14 protein-coding genes are annotated in these 15,653 nt (G+C 36.4%); 10 read left to right on the forward strand and 4 right to left on the reverse strand.

The genetic code is table 11. The features are described from left to right. The first annotated feature begins 68 nt into the window (after nucleotides 1-68). From ORQ98_RS12100 to ORQ98_RS12125, 6 genes are all read left to right on the forward strand, one after another. Nucleotides 69-413 (forward strand): PilZ domain-containing protein, encoded by a 345-nt coding sequence (locus ORQ98_RS12100; RefSeq protein WP_274689068.1) that lies wholly within the window; start codon nucleotides 69-71, stop codon nucleotides 411-413. An 811-nt stretch (nucleotides 414-1,224) separates the two neighbouring features. Beyond that, nucleotides 1,225-1,695 (forward strand): hypothetical protein, encoded by a 471-nt coding sequence (locus tag ORQ98_RS12105; RefSeq protein WP_274689069.1) that lies wholly within the window; start codon nucleotides 1,225-1,227, stop codon nucleotides 1,693-1,695. A gap of 217 nt (nucleotides 1,696-1,912) precedes the next feature. Continuing rightward, on the forward strand, nucleotides 1,913-2,308 hold the full coding sequence (locus ORQ98_RS12110; RefSeq protein ID WP_274689070.1) for a hypothetical protein: 396 nt from the start codon (nucleotides 1,913-1,915) through the stop codon (nucleotides 2,306-2,308). A 123-nt stretch (nucleotides 2,309-2,431) separates the two neighbouring features. Then, on the forward strand, nucleotides 2,432-4,435 hold the full coding sequence (locus ORQ98_RS12115; RefSeq protein ID WP_274689071.1) for a type VI secretion system Vgr family protein: 2,004 nt from the start codon (nucleotides 2,432-2,434) through the stop codon (nucleotides 4,433-4,435). A 22-nt stretch (nucleotides 4,436-4,457) separates the two neighbouring features. Next, the gene (locus tag ORQ98_RS12120) at nucleotides 4,458-5,690 is read left to right on the forward strand and encodes a DUF4123 domain-containing protein (protein ID WP_274689072.1); all 1,233 of its coding nucleotides are present in this window, start codon (nucleotides 4,458-4,460) and stop codon (nucleotides 5,688-5,690) included. A gap of 14 nt (nucleotides 5,691-5,704) precedes the next feature. Beyond that, nucleotides 5,705-8,191: a LysM peptidoglycan-binding domain-containing protein gene (locus ORQ98_RS12125; protein ID WP_274689073.1), complete on the forward strand. Its 2,487-nt coding sequence runs from the start codon at nucleotides 5,705-5,707 to the stop codon at nucleotides 8,189-8,191. A 16-nt stretch (nucleotides 8,192-8,207) separates the two neighbouring features. Here ORQ98_RS12125 and ORQ98_RS12130 read toward each other — a convergent pair whose 3' ends face one another. Then, nucleotides 8,208-9,068, reverse strand: a complete 861-nt coding sequence (locus ORQ98_RS12130) for a formylglycine-generating enzyme family protein (RefSeq protein WP_274689074.1) — start codon at nucleotides 9,066-9,068, stop codon at nucleotides 8,208-8,210. A gap of 108 nt (nucleotides 9,069-9,176) precedes the next feature. On the opposite strand from ORQ98_RS12130, the gene ORQ98_RS12135 reads away from it, so the two are divergent. Together ORQ98_RS12135 and ORQ98_RS12140 are read left to right on the forward strand one after the other, a co-directional pair. After that, nucleotides 9,177-10,436, forward strand: coding sequence for an ankyrin repeat domain-containing protein (locus ORQ98_RS12135; protein WP_274689075.1), 1,260 nt, complete (start codon nucleotides 9,177-9,179; stop codon nucleotides 10,434-10,436). A gap of 140 nt (nucleotides 10,437-10,576) precedes the next feature. Beyond that, entirely contained in the window at nucleotides 10,577-11,371 is a 795-nt protein-coding gene (locus ORQ98_RS12140) for a hypothetical protein (RefSeq protein ID WP_274689076.1), read from the forward strand. A 324-nt stretch (nucleotides 11,372-11,695) separates the two neighbouring features. Here ORQ98_RS12140 and ORQ98_RS12145 read toward each other — a convergent pair whose 3' ends face one another. Both ORQ98_RS12145 and ORQ98_RS12150 read right to left on the reverse strand, forming a co-directional pair. Continuing rightward, nucleotides 11,696-12,406 carry a tetratricopeptide repeat protein gene (locus tag ORQ98_RS12145; protein ID WP_274689077.1) on the reverse strand — a complete coding sequence of 237 codons (711 nt, stop codon included), beginning with the start codon at nucleotides 12,404-12,406 and terminating at the stop codon, nucleotides 11,696-11,698. 25 nt (nucleotides 12,407-12,431) lie between these two features. After that, nucleotides 12,432-12,842: a hypothetical protein gene (locus tag ORQ98_RS12150; protein WP_274689078.1), complete on the reverse strand. Its 411-nt coding sequence runs from the start codon at nucleotides 12,840-12,842 to the stop codon at nucleotides 12,432-12,434. A gap of 319 nt (nucleotides 12,843-13,161) precedes the next feature. On the opposite strand from ORQ98_RS12150, the gene ORQ98_RS12155 reads away from it, so the two are divergent. Both ORQ98_RS12155 and ORQ98_RS12160 read left to right on the forward strand, forming a co-directional pair. Next, nucleotides 13,162-13,446, forward strand: coding sequence for a hypothetical protein (locus ORQ98_RS12155; protein WP_274689079.1), 285 nt, complete (start codon nucleotides 13,162-13,164; stop codon nucleotides 13,444-13,446). Nucleotides 13,447-13,670: 224 nt separating this feature from the next. Next, nucleotides 13,671-14,360 carry a tetratricopeptide repeat protein gene (locus ORQ98_RS12160; RefSeq protein ID WP_274689080.1) on the forward strand — a complete coding sequence of 230 codons (690 nt, stop codon included), beginning with the start codon at nucleotides 13,671-13,673 and terminating at the stop codon, nucleotides 14,358-14,360. A gap of 75 nt (nucleotides 14,361-14,435) precedes the next feature. On the opposite strand, the gene ORQ98_RS12165 is transcribed toward ORQ98_RS12160, so the two are convergent. Continuing rightward, complete coding sequence (locus ORQ98_RS12165; protein ID WP_274689081.1) at nucleotides 14,436-15,557, reverse strand: 2,5-dihydroxypyridine 5,6-dioxygenase NicX family protein; 1,122 nt, start codon at nucleotides 15,555-15,557, stop codon at nucleotides 14,436-14,438. Between the last annotated feature and the right edge of the window lie 96 nt (nucleotides 15,558-15,653).

The following is a 15,653-nucleotide window of genomic DNA, read 5'->3' on the forward strand; positions in this document are numbered from 1 at the left end:
GTTTTTTTAAATTGTTACTTAACATTTGCCTTAGCAATGGCATAAGCAGGTTTAAATAGGTATCTACCATGGAAAAACGTCAGCTATTACGGACACAAGCAGTTCAACCTGTTAATGTTTACGACACGCTTTCAGGTGACTGCCTGGGAGCGCTAGTGAATATCTCTACCGAAGGCTTTATGCTGATCACAACCAAACCACTTTCCGTCAGTCGGCTATATCAATGCCAAATCAAAATATCATTTACTGCTGGCGGTAAAGATACGATTGACCTGGCTGCTGAGTTGTTATGGTTAAAAGCCAGTAACACACCTGAACATAGCTGGGCTGGCTTTCAAGTCATTGATATATCAGAGCACGGCTTACGCCAAGTACAACAACTTGTGGAGTTGCTTGAACAAAAAACGGCTTAAGGTTTGTCAGCAAATTAAGCAAACGGTTCGGCCCACATAATCTAAGCCTTTACTGTCTAATGGAATATCCAAACTAGATATTAGCTGTGCTTAGTATTAGCTACAGCAACCCAAAGTATCAGCTGGTAATACTTTGTTGTTTAAGTAGACTACCCTGTCACACTTGAATACCCTACCTGTCGACTAAAGGGCACCTCTATTAATTTAACGTTTAGGTAATGCTTTTATTATGCGTTCACCCTTAGCAAAAAAGCTACAGGATGATCGACATAGTATTAAAGCACTACCTGACTTTGCTGCTGTGATAATAAAATGAAATCGATAAGGACAGTAATCCGTAGTTTATTTTCAGTTACTATGACTTGGTTTATCTTGTCTCTCATTGGTAAATCGTTTGATAGTTGTGATTGCTGTAGCACCCCTCTACTACTACAGCCAATAACGCTAGTTACAGCATTAAATGACTCTCTGATCTGGCATTATAAACTAAGTAGCACAGTTGCTTTTCTTATTTCATACAGCTTTTGTTTTATTCTTTTTCTTATTTTACTTTATATCAGCCGATTTCCATTAAAAAAACTCAGTCACTTAAACCAAAGCCTCTACAAATAATAAACCATATTTTTGACTGAATACTGATAATATTATCAATTCACCCAAAGGAGCCGCTGAAAGTGTGTTATTCAGCAGCATCCTAAAGGCCAGATGAAATACTCAAGCTTCACAAAACTATTGTCTATATAACAGGTTTGTGAGATATTAGACAAAATTTTTATTCACATGTTTTAGCCTCTAATTGTCACCTACCCCAATGACCAAAGCTGTTTTCACCATAATTTGCTCTACACTAATGTCTGCTTGTGCCACTACCTATCAACCCACTTTTGATGGTCCAACAGCAACCCTGAAAACCTTTTATCAGGGAATTATCTTCAGCAATCAAAATAATTGCTCTAAGGGTGAATATTTTAATTACGCAAGCAGTAGTTTTGACCCTCAAATAATTAAGATACCTGCCAACAAGATGAATACATTCTGGTTTGTTGGAACACCACCCTATGGCAATAATATTTGCCAGATAGTTGTTGAGTTTCATGCCAACGCCAATGAGCAATACACACCGCTTTTTCAATCACCCGCTAATACCGATAGCCATAGCTGCACTATGGCTATCTTTGATAGTCACAACCAACCGGTGAACTACCGTATTCGACAATTAAAAACATTTCGTTTGGGTAAATACACGCCTTATTGTTATCCGCTGGCTAAAGGGCACCTCTAATAGGACGCTCCTAAAGGTTAAACACTCCACTTTAACACTCAAGCCAAACAGTGCATTTACTCGTCTGCTAGCGTATAGTGGCTAACTTATAGGAAATATATACTCAATGCGAAGGCTTTTTTAGGTGAGACCATCAAATGACCAAGCTCATGAGCCTATATTAATAGGTAATTAGGAGCGAAGAGTATATCTGCTTCAATAGTTAAGGATATAAAATATGAAGCCACATAGCTTAGTTCTAACAACAATACTAACTGCTATACCTGCCCTGTCATTCAGTGACCCCATATTGGCTAGCGATCAAACCGTAGATGAATTTTTAAAACAACAGGGGCTGGATGGCAAAACCAGAGCAGCCCTAACAGAGATATTTAAGCAGCACCAACTGACTTTTCAACAAGATGAATTCGGCAACCCAACGATTATCAGCCAAGCCAATAAGCAAGGTAGCTACGCAATGAAAATTGAGCGTCGGCAGTCTGGCTCTGAAATTATTAACCATCTGGACCAAGGTTATAACGATAGGCTTGCAACCCTAGAACAAGAAATTAAGCAGCTTAAACAAATGCTCAAGGATATGAGCCAACAACTGAACCAGCTAAAAAGTCAGTAAACCATCGCGCTTCTATTCTATTAGCTGCATACCTATTTTATAGGATGCAGCACTAATAACACCTGCTACTCTTATCTTTGTATAAATTTTAAGCGTTAATCTGCAGTAACTCAAAGTTGTTGTATGCCAGTAGCCGCTAATAGAAGTCAATTCACCATTACAGTATCAGGGTGTGAAGATGAACTGCGCGTTGTCTCTTTCACTGGTACTGAAAACTTATCTGATACATACAGTTTCAATGTTTTCGTTGTTTGTGAAAACCCTGCTTTGAACTTCAAACAGCTATATCAACAAGCCGCTCTGTTAACATTGTTAGATGAGCAGCAATCTCGGCTTATTCATGGAGAAGTGAGTCAGTTTAAACAATTAACCGTAGGTCGACGTTTTAGTCGCTACCAACTACAAATTGTACCAAAACTTTGGTTTTTAAAATTTCGGGCGACCAGCCAGATTTTCCAGCAGCTCACTACACCAGAAATCATCAAGCAAGTATTGGAAGATGCCAATATCAGTGGAGAAAACTACGAGTTTCGTTTAGCCAATAGCTATCAACCTCGTATTTATTGCGTGCAAAGCCAGGAGACAGATTATGACTTTATCTGCCGGCTAATGGCTGAAGATGGCATTCATTTCCACTTCGAACATAAAGAAGAGCGACACACGCTTATTTTTGGCGATAGCAAACCTGCATTCACTTTTATTGAAGGTAAAAACATCATATTTAAAGCAAAATCCAGTATGGTTGCAGAGCAAGATACAACGTTTACTCTCTCACTTAAGCGAGCTGTGGGGGTAGGTAAAGTCTCATTAAGAGACTACGACTTTACTAACCCACGGTTAGATCTGGAAGTCAGCCAAAATGCCGAACACTATCAACAACTGGAGCGCTATCATTACCCTGGCCAATATCTTCGTCCAGATGCAGGCAATAAACAAGGCAAACGACAGCTCGAAGCAGACCAGGCAAGCCAGGTTAATATAGTAGGTAAAAGCACATCCGTACGCCTAATTGCCGGTTATCGAGTGCAACTCCAACAACACCCTACCAACCGACTTAATCAGGAAGTTATTATTAAACAAGTCAATCATGTGGGCGAGCAACCTCAAGCTGAGGAAGAAGAAGCCACTACCAATAGAGGCAGCCAATACCATAATAGCTTTACAGCAATGCCTGCCGAACAACCCTTTCGAATAAAAAGCCAGCAAACTAAACTACACTTAAAAGGTTTACAAACGGCAGTTGTCAGTGGCCCCGCCGGCGAAGAAATTTATACCAATGAATATGGGCAAATAAAAATCCAATTTCAGTGGGATCGCCAAGGCCAGAATGATGAAAATACATCAAAATGGGTACGAGTCATCCATAATTGGACCGGCCCACAATGGGGACAACTCACCCTGCCCCGCCTCGGCCAGGAATTAATGCTGGACTTTATCAATGGCGACCCCGACCAACCCATCGCCCTTTCTAGAATTTATCACGCCAATAACAAACCACCTTATAAACTACCCCCTAATAAAACCCGGCTGACACTAAAAAGCCAAAGCTCATTAGGTGGTGACGGCTTTAATGAAATTCGCTATGAAGATAAAAAAGGTCAAGAACAAATTTTTTTCCATGGCGAAAAAGATTGGAATTTAATCGTTAAACATGTTCAGCGAGAACAAATCCAAGCCAACCGCCACTTAATCGTCGATGCATCCCGCTATGAAACCATCAAAGGCGAACACCACCGAAAAAAAGACCAACTAGCCAACCGCGAAATAGGCCAATCTGAAAACATCACCAGCGGCCAGCAATACCAACTAAAGACCGCCAGTATACACACCGAAAAAACCGGCACTGAACAACAATTCCAAGCCAGTATGAAAATGGTTATCGAAGCTGGAAACGAAGCCACCGTCACCGCAGGCGGCTCTTTTATAAAGGTAAATGCCGCCGGGGTGTTTGTGTCGCCTAAATCAACGATAACGGCTGGGAAGGTGGGGCATGGGAGTTTCAGTTTGTCATTACCAGTAGGAGTCGTCAGTGGTGTCATGGCAGCATTGACTAATGCATCACTTACCGGCACTCCATTAGTTGAAGACTGCCGAATAAAAGAAGAATGTGAGGATTGTGGTTTATAACCAAAACTCGAAGAAGCATCCTATGACAGTTGCAGACTACCTTAAACAACATATCTTTAGTAAAAATTTAAATTTGTACGGTGTTATAGACACCGTTATATTTAATGACTTTACAGCAACACTTTTTGACGTTGAACCAGAGGCTAATTTTTTTCCTCTATATAAAAAAACTCAATTAGAATCATGCATTGAAATTTCCCCCTACCTGGTATTACTTACATCTAGCTCAAGATTACTGAACTTTTTAATTACCAATAAAGCACCTGAAAATTGGGGGCTACTCTTAGCAATCAATAATGACTACCATTTCGATAAACTATTACCTTATTTACAAAGTATTCTCTATATAAAGTCACCAGATTCAGAAGAACTTATTTTTCGTCATTATGACCCAAGAGTGATTAATCCATTACTACAATCAAGTAATGAGCTAGAGAAATGTCAGCTACTAGGACCAGTTGAACATCTAATTGTACCCAATCATTACCATGCTGAGCGCTTCCAAAATGTATTAGCACCAGACTGGGTATTATGGTTGAACCCTGAGCCAATGGATAGTGAGATTCCAGAACAACAACCTTGGTATGAATTTAGTACTAACCAATGGCAAAGTTTGTTGGATGAACATCGAATAAAAGTAGAAGAAACCATTGCTAATCAGCTTATTAGCAACAATCAAGATTATACCAGTCTAACTAAAAAACAAATGCATAATATGATTCAGTTTTGGATTGATCAGGCTGCAGAATACGATATTGAAAAAACAGCACTCGTTATCAGGTTAATTGAGGTTATGAATCAATTTGGCCAGGCAATGCCTGAACAGGAGTTGAACTATCTAGAGTCAGCAATACTAGATAACAGCGAATATGATAGTGAAGAAAAAGTACAGTTGTTAGAAAAATATGCTGCCTTAGTATATGAAAATCCTGAACTCCCTTTTGATCCAATACGCTGCATAACCTATGAAATACTATTTGAAGATGACGGAACAATAACACCAATCAAGCCATTTGATGAACAAGATATGGGTAAGCGAGTATTATATATGAATACATACAAGGAATTACTCAATAAAAAACAGCAAGCTTTTCAGGCAATGGCATATTTATATCAATATTATAAAAATGAACTTATCGATAACCAGCAACGATATATACCAGTGAGTTACTTTTCTCGTGAGTTTAATAAATACCGTTTTGCACTTGTTCATTTTTTTAATTTATTGACTCAAGAAACAACTGATGAGTATTAAGTAGTTGTCTAACTATGAACTTACATGCATACAGAGTAAAGCCTGGTGACACTTTTGAGAGTATTGCAAAAGCACATAATGTATCAGTTGATGAACTAGATAAAGCTAACCCTTTTTTAACTGGCCATGACAATTTACTTTTGCAAACTAAGTATTTGCGAATTCCAGCTCCTACTCCAACCCAGGAAACATTACCACAGTCAGTTGAAGAGCTAGAAAATATCACCCCTACTCAAACACCTATCAAGCCAGGTAAAGAACAAGTTAATGACTGGCAACTAAAGACAGGTACTCCAAAGTCAACAAGAGATATTGCTACACCAATATCTAATCAAAGCAAACTTCCTACCAGCAAAACTGCAACAATCGAATCGTCATTGCCAGCACATAAAGAAAGCCAGATTACAACACAGCAATCAGCTAGTACATCAAGCACTAAAGCTAGTTGGCCAGACTCAAAATTTGATAGACCAAGAAGTAAATTTGATACCATTAGTTCACCTACTTCTAAGTTTGATACAACAAGCGGTAAATATGGATCACCGACTAGTAAGTTCGAACCACCAGTCGAACCAGAACTAGTTGAATCAAAAGAAACAGCTACGACTGAGCCCAAAGAAGATAATACAACCCAATCAGATGAAAAAACAGCTACTCAAAGTAGTGCAACAAAGCCTTGTGAAAAATGTATGGAGACTTGCTGTTTTACTATTAAGTGTTCACATAAAAAAAGGCAAAAGCTAACAGAAAAACCTAAAGAGTACTATGGAGTAGTTGCCAATAAACTAAAAGATGGTCATTACTATGATGAGATCACTATTACACTTGAAGGAGAAAAAGCTCCTGACAAAATATATTATGCGAACCATGCTATTCAGGCAAAATCTAAAAACAACTTAAAAGAATTTACTCTAATGGCTATCTATGGAGAAAAAAATACGCTTGACACAGCAAACAAAAAAATCACTCAACTATTAAGTATTTATAAAAAATTTTACCCCGTTTACAAAAAGTATACTGCATCAGGAATGTGCTTGAATGATATAGTTATCAGAGTTTATAGCCCAGACATATGGGAACTTGAGGTAGGTTTTCCTGCTTGGAAAGGCTTTGAAAAAGGACGGCGTAGTTATGGTAGTAGCAATATTATTCAAGACGATATCCCAAGAGTATTATTTAACGATAAAGATAAAAAGCAGAATCTACACGAGTATACGACCCACTCTAGATTTGGGAAAAGCAATACAACAGATATAGTTTATGACTCTGAAGGCAACAGAACTGATAAAAAAGGAAGACCAGTTGATGAAAATGGAGTACTAACTACAGAAGAAGATCGAGGGAATGAAAACGGAGAGGTCATTCCAGTAACTGAAAATGACTCCAAATTTAATTTACCTATGGGCGTATCAATTATTTGCAATGGAACTAAATTAAATATAGATGCACTTAATGCACTAAATGCTATTATAGAAACAGGGGCCCATATAGAAGAAATTTTCACTGCACTAAATGAGCTTTCAAAAGGACCTAAGTTTGGCCTTTATATAAAAATGGGTTTTTCATTAATGAAAGGAGGAGTAACAGCTAAATGGTGCTGTAAAGAAAGCAAAAAAAGTTATAAAGCTTTTAATTACTTTGAACTCTCTTTATGTTTAAAACTAATCAATCTCAATGCAGAGATAGGGCTAGGCATTAGCTATAATCAAGATATTGGTGCTCAGGTCTACTTAAAAATAGAAGGTGAAATTTCAACCAAGGGTGGCATGGCCTGGTTGACTGAAGATAAGCCTAGTAAGAACAGTTCATGTGAACTGGAAATATCCGGTAAAATTGAGGTAGAAATAGGTTTAAGGGCACAACTAGCAGACTTTGCCACCCTTGAAGCCCTTGTGTGTTCAGGTGTTGAAACCAAAGGGACTTGTTTCATAAAGCCAAACATAAGAAGCATCGCTGATGAAAGCTGGTTATCAGCTAGATTACTTGCTCATTGGACAGGAGTAACTGGTAAAATAAAAATTGAAATCCAATGGGGAGAATTTGCTGAAATTAAATTTGACTTCAAAAAAGAATTTATAGAAGCACAGGATATTGCTAAATTTAAGTGGCCCTCTCACAGCCAAGGGTATATAACAAAAGATCTTAGTGAAGATGAGATTGTCAAAGCCTTTGAAGAAAAATTAGATCGTTGGTGGGGTGGTATCGAAGTACGACAATTTGATCGTGATTCCCCTAAAGTAAGCATTGATAAGATAGCAGCGCCACTTGCTAGAGTAATTATTGATGACGAAACTATAAAAAGAGATGAAAAAACTATCAAGTTAATTGTTCAGAAGGTCAGTGAAGATCTTGAAAAAGAAGCTTACCTAAAGGGATATATAAATTGGTTTGACTTTGATCTTTACTTAAACAAGTATTACAGATTTTTATTACAAGAAAATTATAGAGACCAAGCTTTAATATTAAAACAAAAACTTCAAAAACAACAGAATCAGGATTAATAAAATCACAAACTTCTTATTTAACTTTACAAGAACATCTAAAACCTATGCTTCGACTAGAATAATTAATATCATTAGTATATCTTCTATATAAATAAATCAAATTAGAATCGCCATTTCTATCACTTCCTCTGTAAACTTTTTTGACTCCTTTATCAGGACCTTTAGGGTTATCTACTGGTGAGCTTTTATAGTAACCTTCATCATACCAATCATTTACCCACTCACTCCTACCTCCCTCCATACCATAAATTCCTATTGAGTTAGGAGAAAACTTTTCAACAGGGAAGGCGAAAGGCTGGTAGCTTTTTTCTGTAAAGAAGTCGACATTAATACCTGGCTTAGCTGTTCCATCATTTGTCGCATATTTTACATCTTTACCACGACTTCTTGCAGCAAATTCCCACTCAGCCTCTGTTGGCAAACGACATTTTTTGCTAATTATGGTACCTACCCAATGACAATACTGGTCAGCATTCTCCCAACTAACATACTTCACTGGCGACTTTGGGGGCTCTCGCTGTATTACATACTTAAAGTATTTTTCTTCGGATAAGATAATATTATTAACCTGCTTAAAAATATTAAAATCTTCAATAGTAACCTCAAATTTATCTAATAAATAGTCATCTAATTTTACTCGATGCTTTACTCTGGATAGTTTACGACTACTACTAATATTTGGGTCATTAGGGTCCTGATCCCCCATCCAAAACTCACCACCTTTGATCAGTACCATATTCGCTTCTGCACGCTCTGCTAACTCTTTTACTGCTTGCTTTAATTCCTCAGGTGTATATTCTTTAGCTAAAACAGTACTATTTAAAGTACTTAATATAATCCAAACCCAAAAAAACAAAATGCTATATATACCCATGACAATACCCGCAACTACTACTATACTTAAAAATCTACTATTATTATTGTAGTTAGTGACGCATCAACCTGCCAAGTACAATAACCTAACAATTATAAGCTTGTAGCTATGAATAATGTGATAATAGCTCTGTTATTGCTCCTGTTAGCTTGCTATACCTCTTTAGTCAAGGCCACTAATAATAACTTAAGTCTATTAGAGGCTACTGAAGCAGGTAACCTTGAACAAGTAAAAGCATTACTTAAACAAGGTAGGGATATTAATGCCACTGGTATTCATAAAGATGACTCAACGCCCCTTATTTTAGCGGCTAAGCATGGCTATCTTGATATTGTTAAAGAATTACTAGTCAATGGTGCAAATATTGAAGCAAAAGATCGTGATAATAGAACAGCATTAACACATGCTGTAAAGAACAGTCACCTGGATACAGTAGCTTTTTTACTTGAATATGGTGCAAGCCCTGATGTAAAAGACGACTTTAATAGCTACATTCTAATGTCAGCTATTGAAAATAAAAGTACTTTAATTGCAAAACTACTTATCAACAAAGGTGCAAACATTTATATAAGAGATGAACATGGGTTTACCCCCCTTATGTCTGCGATCAATAACTTAGAAATTGAGCTAGTAAAACCATTGATTGATAAAGGAGTCAATATTGAAACAAAGGATAAATATGGAAGAACAGCCCTTATTATTGCGATTATACAAAGCTGGGTTGATGAAATAGTTGATATTGTTAAGTTGCTAATTGCTCAAGGTGCTAACATTGAAGTCAAAGATAAGCAAGGATCAACACCCTTAATGTTTGCAGCCAAAGGACAAGCTATACCTGTTATTGAGTTATTAATTAGTAAAGGAGCAAACATAGAAGCAAAAAACAAAGAAGGTTTTAGCCCCCTTATGATAGCAGCCAAGAAAAACTTTCCTGAAGTAATCAGCCTATTACTTGATAAAGGGGCTGATATTGAAACTACTAGTACCTTTGGGCTAAGTCCTCTCATGATTGCTGCACTCAATAACAATCTTGAAAGTATTAAATTGCTTATAGAACGGGGAGCAAAAATAGAAGCAAAAGATAACTATGGTAGAACAGCATTGATGACTGTTATTCAATACAAACGACTAGCGGCAGCCGAACTGTTAATTGAATTAGGTGTTAACCTTGAAACTAAAAACTTAGATGGCCAAACACCACTTATCATTACAGCCAAATATAACAACCCTGTAATTACCAAATTACTTATAAAAAAAGGAGTTAGCCTTGATACAAAAGATAGTCATGAAAGAACAGCTCTGGATTGGGCTAGGGATAAAGAACACCACAAAATAATTGATCTACTAACCCAGAATAACAAACAATAATTTACTGCTTGTTCTAATCCCTCAGGGGTAGATTCCTCACTAAAGAAGTGTAAAGAAAGCTGACTCTCATAAGTTAAAACTCTGCCGACTACAAATAGTTGTACTATAATTGTAGTCGATCTATCTCAGTGGTATTAATAATGAAGCCCTATTTAACTCTTGATATATCCAGCGAAGATACAAATTTTACTGTCTATATAAATGGTTTATATTGTGGTTACAACCATACAATAAATCGTAGTGAATTTAAGAAGCCTATAAGTCAACTATTGATCTCAGGTAATAACTCTATTCAACTGATATTGCTACCTAACAATAATATTATCGATTTTCTTAAAGCTGATACATACTTAAAAGTTGAGTTAAACCAACCAAAGTCTGATGATAAAGATGTAGTCAAAGAATCGACCATCACACCGATGAATCTATTTAAAAATGAAAATAATGAGTTTTTGTTTTCCGTAAAATTTGACTGCAACTTATTCAATATTGGTCCCTGGCTAACCAATTTATCTCCATTAACCAAAAATGAAGTTACTCAGTTTACTCATTACTTACTAAAGCTAATTAAAGAAAAACAACTAGATGCTCTATTACAGTTTTTCTATATAAGAAGCCAAATTTATGCTAAAGCTTATGGAGAAGAATTCAACAGTAATTTCAATTTTTTTGCCAGTTTTCTCAAAAGTAATGTATTAGAAGCTAAATTAATAAACCCCATAGTTAAAGACCATCAACTCTATCTTGACTTTACTCTAGATTCACGAATTTGTAATGTTTACCTAAAACCCGAGCTAGAAATAGATACTTTGTTACCTCTAGATCGTAGTTCACTTACACCAATAATAAGCACAACAGGAAAGCACTTTGATGGTGTATATTCTATCAAAACTGCCGTGGTTAAGTATAAAGGGCAAATGATGCTATTTATTTAATGTAAAGTTGGTGAGGTAGGTGAAGGACAAAGCAGCAAGGAATAATTGATCTAAAAGAAATGCTCATGAGGATAAATGAATAAATGGCCAACTTGCTGACGCTTACTACGGAGAGTATGCAATGCCTATCGAGTGGATTAGAAAAATTCACCATGCCCATGTGTTTTACTTGTGGGGAGAACAGCTAATGGTTTATGTGATTTACACTTAAGTCCTCAGCAGTTTAAAGTTGAGTAAGCAATAAAATATTTATTTAAAAAGTAACTCCCCTTCTACTCCTATAAGAATACGAAGGGGGTAAAAATCACATCTACACTTATAAAATCACTCCCCCATCTTTTTTTTACACTCCCTGACACAGCGGCTAGCAACAGCATGCTTTGGATACTTATCCAGAAACTGGGTGAATGCGTCGATGGCATGCTGATATTTGCCTAATTCTTGATAAATATGTCCCAAATTAAGGGCTGCACTGGGGAAGTCATCACTTAACTCCTGTGCTTTTTGATAAGCTTCAATCGCCGCAGGATAGTTCCCATCATTGGTTGCTAACCAACCTAAGTTATACCAAGCTGCTGGATGTTTTGGCGTAATTTCCAAGCATTTATCCACCATTGCTCTAGAGAGTTTAAAGTGTTTATTATGAGCTGCAGCAGAGGCTCGCTGCAATAATTCTTCTGTTTCCCACTGCGGTAAAACATCCTCAGCCTGAGCTTTAGCTATTGCCTCATCACTTGAAAGCACACCTTTTTTTTGTTGTTCTTTAAGATCATTAATAATGACATAAACATAATTCATAAAGCCACAACGACAACGTAAGGCTGCCTTATAATACAGTAGCTCTCCACACGTCCGTTTTGGCCCTATATCGCCCGTTATATATTGACCTTTCTTATCACAGGCTATACAAAGATGGTTAGCGGTTGACTCTTCTTTTTCAGCATTCGTTGTCGGTCGAAACCCATGGTAAAGAGACAAACCTTTACAACCTGTCGCAGTTATACTTTGACTTTCTACAGTATCTTGATTAGCCACTCTCTTTTCCTTCTTTATAAATTATTTACTCACTCATTAATACTCTATCTCGACTAAACAGCACCTTTAGCCTACCAAACTCAGAATTGAGTTTCTTTTCTATTAGCATGTCATCATTCATTTTTTCACTAACATCTTTTTTACCAGGCAACTTCACTTTAAGCCCATGACGAGGCTCCAATATCCCATCACCATCACTGTCTCCTGCGCTACTATCAAGCTTGGCTTTTGGTTTTTCTGGTGGACCATACTCCATACGAATGGGTAATTCTATTTCAACCCGATCTAGATTGTAATGATAGTGACTACCTGACTTTTCCATCAGGCTATTAGCACTTTTTAAAGTGTTATAAATTGCAAATAGCAACTCATGCAACTCACGCTGTACTTCACTATCACCTTGATCCTCACCTTCAGGGATTTTAGTTTTATCCATACCATACTCCTAATAAATATTTCACCCAGATTAATAATCAGTTAAATCTTTTTATTACAGTAAGTTACATTTTGATTTCAATTCAACGATAATTAATAAGCTACTCGTCATATTCTCTTATCAATATATTTATTATAGCTTGGTGTCTTAGCAAAACATCTTTCCATTTTCAAATACAGTTTATTGATATCCATATAGCTCACCAATTATAAAATAGTATAAATTTTATCAGGCTATACCACACCTCCTTTGCTATACATTTCAATGCATGTTTAGAAGGATTTTATAATTTATATTTTTTAATCAAGGAGAGTGTAAAATGGCTAATGCTGCTGAACTATCAAAATATATCGTTGCTTTTGCTGGTGCTGCTAGAACTGCTCAAGCTGCTATGTCTACTGGTACCGACCCAATGACTATCGCTGAGTATAAGTTTGAAGTTAATATTACTGCAGACTTTTCAGTTAGTTCTGAAACAGACGTTGCTCTCACTATTTGGCGCCTAAATATTAAACAAAAGTTATCTCTAGACTATAAAACTCATATGGGTATTAGCGTTACATGTGTGATTAAGCCTGCTGCTACTTTGGTAGAAGCTGGTTAATAGATCTGCAACAACCTCTTAGCTTGCTGCTAGCCTATGCTAGCAGCTTTTTTATGCCTATTAATTGTCTGTCATTCTACTATTATATTTTTATCATTTATAATTCTTACTATCAATTCTCTTTAGCCTTCTTATTTAAACTAAAATAGGATTAGTATTATTTTTCTAGAAGTTTAAGTTTTATTTAAATGTTGTGACTTATTGATGTAAGCGGTAATAAAGTTATGGCTAAAGTTGTAGAGTTAACGTCCCGTCAATTAAACCCTTCTAAACGTCCTGGTCTGTCTCTTAAATATGCTTATCGACCACAAACTAATCAAGAAAGGAATCTTGTCCATACTACACACCCTTGCTTAGCTTGTGGTCGGAAAGGCCATATTATTAATGGCGACTGTGGCCCAGAGAGAAAAAAAGGAGATATTATCTATTTTCGAGTTGCCTTAATATGCGACTGCAGTTACATGAATTTTGTAAATGTTATTGTAAATGAATTACCTGAATATGCAAAAAGAGCCAAGCATCCTATTACAGATGACTTGTTTGATTCTCTACCCGATTGGCGAATAGAGGAGCTCCTTCAGTTATCTGCCGCATCAGGCCATTTAGGTAATTTTGCCATGGCCAGAAAGTTGATTGACCGCTGCATTCAAATTGCTCCTGATAGTCAAGGAGCCTGGTATAATCTTGGGTGGCTCCATGTCAATGATGGAGATTATCAACAAGCAATTGAAGCTTATAAAAGGGTTTTAGAACTAGGTAGTGATTTTCCCAGTGCTCTTTTTAACTTAGGTAATATTTATAAGGATTTACAATGGTATAATGAAGCTTGTGATGCTTTTAATAAATTTTTAAAGCTTTATCCAAAACATATTCAAGCAAAGAAGAGCTTAAAGGAGTGTGAAGCAAAAGTTTAGTTATACTATTGAAAATAATTTTTAGGGTTTGTAAAAAATAAACCCTAAAAATTATATAACACCCATTACATGAGTTCACTTTATTAAACCACAACAATCATCTAGCTCCACTCGCTGTTGATCGACGGGAGATTTTAAGTCCTCAGTATATAGATTTTCAGGATGTTTATTTATCGAAGGCCTTATATTTTGTAAATCAATGGGGATATGATCACTATCTACCCATATTTCACCGCCTTGACAGATTAAATCTAAGTGAGAAGAGCAACTATATTTAGCAACTTCAGGTAACTGATTATGATCACCAAACCCTAAGTGAATACCTGGCACTCTTTCGTTTATATGTGAATTAAGCGAAATAGCCTGCTTGATACCGATATTTGTGCCAAACCCTAGTTCACCAACCAATTTACCATTTTCATTGTTAAAACAATAATTGATTATTTCAGTTACTTGTTTATTTTCACATTGAAAGTCAACCGCTTGGCCATCTTCGATTGTAACTGATACCGGGTTATTTACTAACCTTGCATCTACATCAGTGAGAATATTTACATTAAACGCAAACTCAGCGACTAACACACCATTAATATTATTAGGAAATGTAGCCACTTCTCCTGCAGGTAACATCATAAAGCTATTATCTTTTATTATTCCCCTGTTACTTATCCAACGATATCGATTATTATCTAATGTCACCTTTAAACTTGTACCACTTTTAGTTGTTATAACTAGCTCTTTTGCCTTCATTAACTTTTCAAGTATCGTTGTATTTCTTCTCGATAGAATTTCCGGTGTTACAGCTAATGATTGCGCAAAAAAATCATAACAAGCACTTATCACTCTTATGACACGACATTTTTTTTCATGGCAATTCATTAGGATTCTTCTGAAGACATTATTATGTGACATTGTATTTTTTTCAAACGTCATAAATACAATATTGCCTTGTAGATCAGCAGCACTAGGCAGTAAACAGGTTAGCTCATATAAAAGCGCTTCATCATTCAACGGGTTCATCTTGGCAACATGATGCTTTATTCCTTTTAGCTTTAAAGACTCACTAACCAAAGCGACAGGCTCTACACTATCTTCTGTACAAGTCATTATCACTAGATCATCTATGGAAATTTTTGCATAATCATTAATGAGTGATTCAACACCACCACAAACCTGTTGATTTAATTGAAAATTCATTTATTTTCCCATCTATAAAAGAGTAGCTCTAACCCATAAACATTTTTTGTACACTTACAACAGTCACTATATTTATAAGTTCAATAGTAAGACTCA

Source organism: Spartinivicinus poritis, assembly GCF_028858535.1.
Taxonomy (GTDB): Bacteria; Pseudomonadota; Gammaproteobacteria; order Pseudomonadales; family Zooshikellaceae; genus Spartinivicinus; species Spartinivicinus poritis.